Source organism: Streptomyces aurantiacus JA 4570 (assembly GCF_000414115.1).
Classification (GTDB): Bacteria; Actinomycetota; Actinomycetes; order Streptomycetales; family Streptomycetaceae; genus Streptomyces; species Streptomyces aurantiacus_A.
Genome location: NZ_AOPZ01000386.1, coordinates 1 through 3,634, shown reverse-complemented (window position 1 = coordinate 3,634; position 3,634 = coordinate 1). Strand labels below are relative to the sequence as shown.

1 protein-coding gene and 1 pseudogene are annotated in these 3,634 nt (G+C 75.6%); both read right to left on the bottom strand.

Features of this window, described 5'->3' with window-relative positions; translation table 11 throughout:
• Positions 1–3,276, bottom strand: a pseudogene (locus STRAU_RS44985) (type I polyketide synthase); the annotation flags it as partial.
• Positions 3,209–3,580 (bottom strand): hypothetical protein, encoded by a 372-nt coding sequence (locus tag STRAU_RS44790; protein ID WP_397893106.1) that lies wholly within the window; start codon positions 3,578–3,580, stop codon positions 3,209–3,211. The pseudogene STRAU_RS44985 and the gene STRAU_RS44790, both read right to left, overlap by 68 nt.
• Positions 3,581–3,634 lie beyond the last annotated feature (54 nt).

The window sequence follows — 3,634 nt, the reverse complement described above, 5'->3', positions numbered from 1 at the left end:
GGGCCTTCGAGGCCGAAGGAGTACGAGATGCGGCCGGAGGCGACGCTGGCGGCGCTGCCGTTGCCGACGTACCCCTCCAGGTCGTCGAGGCCGCCGGGGGCGCTCAGGAGGTGGGTGGCGTAGTCGTTGTACATGACGCCGACGAATACGCCGGTCGAGCTGCCGCGTGCCGTGGCCGGGTCGATGCCGGCGCGCTCGAACGCCTCCCAGGTGGTCTCCAGGAGGAGGCGCTGCTGCGGGTCGATGGACAGGCCCTCGCGCGGGGAGATGCCGAAGAAGGCCGGGTCGAACTCGGCGGCGTCGTAGAGGAAGCCGCCTTCGCGCGTGTAGAAGGAGCCGGGGCGGTCCGGGTCGGGGTCGTAGAGGGAGTCGATGTCCCAGCCGCGGTCGCCGGGCAGGTCGCCGATGGCGTCGACGCCGTCGGCGGTGAGGCGCCACAGGTCCTCGGGGGTGCTGACGCCGCCGGGGTAGCGGCAGCTCATCGACACGATCACGATCGGGTCGTCGTCCACGAGGGCGGCGGCCGTCGCGGTCCGCGCCGTTCCCTGGCCGTGCGTCGCCGCGTCCGCGCCCAGGACCTCTTCGAGGATGTGGCGGGCGAGGACGGTGGCGGCGGGATAGTCGAAGGCGAGGGTGGCGGGGAGGCGCAGGCCGGTCGCCGCGGTGAGCCTGTTGCGGAGTTCGACCGCGGTGAGCGAGTCGAAGCCGATCTCGCGGAAGGCACGGTCGGGTGCGATCGCGTCGGCCGACGGGTAGCCGAGGACGGCGGCGGCGTGGCCGCGTACCAGCGTGAGGACGTCCTCTTCGCGGTCCGCTTCCGGCAGCGCGGCGAGGCGCTGGGCGAGGGCGGAGCCCTGCTGCCGGTCCGCGGCGGCCGCGGTGCGGCGCTGGGGCGCGCGGACCAGGGTGCGCAGGAGCGGGGGGACGCCGTCGGACGCGGCGCGGGCGCGCAGGCCCGCGAGGTCGAGGCGGACCGGACGCGGCGCGGGCGCGCAGGCCCGCGAGGTCGAGGCGGACCGGCACCGTCAGGGGGTGGCCGGCGGCGTGGGCGGCGTCGAAGAGGTCCAGGCCCTCGTCGGTGGTGAGCGCGGCGGCTCCGGCGCGTGCCCTGCGGTCCAGTTCGTCCGTGCCGAGGTGGGCGGTCATCTCGCTGGCCTCGGCCCACAGGCCCCAGGCGAGCGAGGTCGCGGGCAGGCCCTGGGCGCGGCGGTGCTGGGCGAGCGCGTCGAGGAAGGCGTTGGCGGCCGCGTAGTTGGCCTGGCCGGGGGTGCCGAAGACACCGGCGGCGGAGGAGAACAGCACGAAGGCGGACAGGTCCAGGCCGGCCGTCAGCTCGTGCAGGTTCAGTGCCGCGTCGGCCTTGGGGCGCAGGACCGTGTCCAGGCGCTCGGGCGTCAGGGACGTGACGATGCCGTCGTCCAGGGCTCCGGCCACGTGCACCACCGCCGACAGCTCGCCGCCGGCCTCGTCGAGCAGGGCCGCGAGAGCGGGACGGTCGGCCGTGTCGCAGGCCGCGAGGCGCACGCGGGCGCCCGACGTCTCCAGGTCGGTGCGGAGTTCGGCGGCGCCCGGGGCGTCCTGGCCCCGGCGGGACACGAGGAGCAGGTCCCGTACGCCGTGCCGGGCCACGAGGTGGCGGGCCACCAGGCCGCCGAGGGTGCCGGTGCCGCCGGTGATCAGGACAGTGCCGTCGCCCCAGGAGGCGTTCGTCTCGCCGGTGGTGGTCTCCGGAAGCGGTACGCGGGTGAGGCGCGGCGCGCGCAGGGCGCCGTCGCGGATCGTGACCTCGGGCTCGTCCGTCGCGAGTGCGGCGGCGACCAGTTCCCCGGTCGCGCTGGTGGCGGGGTCCAGGTCGAGGAGGACGAAGCGGCCCGGGTGCTCGGACTGCGCCGAGCGCACCAGGCCCCACACGGCGGCGGCCACGGGATCCGGGGCGGCGTCACCGGCCGCGACGGCGCCACGGGTCACCACGACCAGGCGGGACGACTCGAACCGCTCGTCGGCGAGCCAGCCCCGCACGGCCTCCAGCGCGCGCCCCAACAGGGGCCGCACGGCGCCGAGTTCGACCGGGCGCGTGGCCGTCACGGAATCATCGGTGGGCGAGGGTGTGAGCAGCGGCAGGAGCAGCGTCGCGGGCGGCTCGGCGCCGTCGTCGAGGGCGGCGGTCAGGGACTCCAGGTCCGCGTGGGTCTCTCGTACGAAGGGGAGGGCGCCGGACACGTACGCGGCGTCGTCGCCGAGGAGGGCCGCCGGGGCGGGCTCACCGGCCCCGGACGCCGGGGTGTCGACGGGGGTCCACTCCACCTGGAAGAGGGCGTCGCGGCGCGGCGCACCGGTCAACTGCTCCTCGGACAGGGCGCGCAGCGCGAGCGAGCCGACGGAGACGACGGGCTGCCCGGTGGTGTCGGCGGCGACCAGGCTGACGGTGTCGGTCCCGGCGGCGGTGACGCGTACCCGGAGGGTGGTGGCGCCGGTGGCGTGCAGCGTGACGCCGGACCAGACGAAGGGCAGGTGTGCGCGGTCGGTCCGGTCGATGAAGTCACCGAGGCCGATGGCGTGCAGGGCGGCGTCGAAGAGCGCCGGGTGCAGCCCGAAGGACTCGGTGTCGGCGTGGGCCTCTTGCGGCAGGTCGATCTCCGCGTAGACGTCGCCGCCCTGTCGCCAGGCGGCGCGCAGGCCCTGGAAGAGCGGGCCGTAGCCGTGCCCGTTGGCGGTGAGGCGCTCGTACAGGTCGGACACGTCGACGCGCTCGGCGTGCGCGGGCGGCCAGGCGGACAGGTCGGCGGCGTCGGCGGGCCGATCCGAGGGGGCGGCGGGCAGCAGGCTGCCGGTGAAGTGCCGCGTCCAGGGAGTGTCGTCGGTCTCGTCCTGCGGGCGGGCGAACAGGCCGAGTTCGCGCCGCCCGGCGTCGTCCGGGCCGCTCACCGAGATCTGGAGCTGGACGGCACCCTGCTCGGGGACGACGAGCGGGGCCTCCAGGGTCAGCTCCTCCAGGAAGCCGCAGCCGACCTCGTCGCCCGCGCGCAGGGCGAGTTCGACGTACGCCGTGCCGGGCAGCAGGATCGCGCCGTCCACGGCGTGGTCCGTGAGCCAGGGGTGGGTCTGCGTCGACAGCCGCCCCGTGAACAGGTACCCGTCGGCGTCCGCGAGGGCCACGGCGGCCCCCAGCAGCGGGTGACCGGCGGCACGCAGCCCCGCGAACACCACGTCACCGGCGCCGGCGGGGACGGCCTTCGGCCAGTAACGCTCGCGCTGGAAGGGGTACGTGGGGAGGTCGACGGTGGTGCGGGCGCCGGGGAAGAGGGCCTTCCAGTCCAGCTCGGTGCCGTGGGCGTGGGCCTCGGCGATGGACGTGAGCAGGCGCTCGGCGCCGCCTTCGTCGCGTCGAAGCGAGCCGAGGGTGACCGCCGGACTGTCGGTGGCGTCGATCGTGGCCTGGACCGGGGACCGGGTGCGGGCTCATCTCCAGGAACAGGCCGTGGCCCTCGGTGAGCAGCCCTCGGGTGGCGTGCTCGAACAGGACCGTCTGGCGCAGGTTGCGATACCAATACCCGGCGTCCATGGGGGTGTTGGCGTCCAGCCAGGAACCCGTGAGCGTCGAGTACAGCGGGACCTCGGCGGCCTGCGGGGCGAG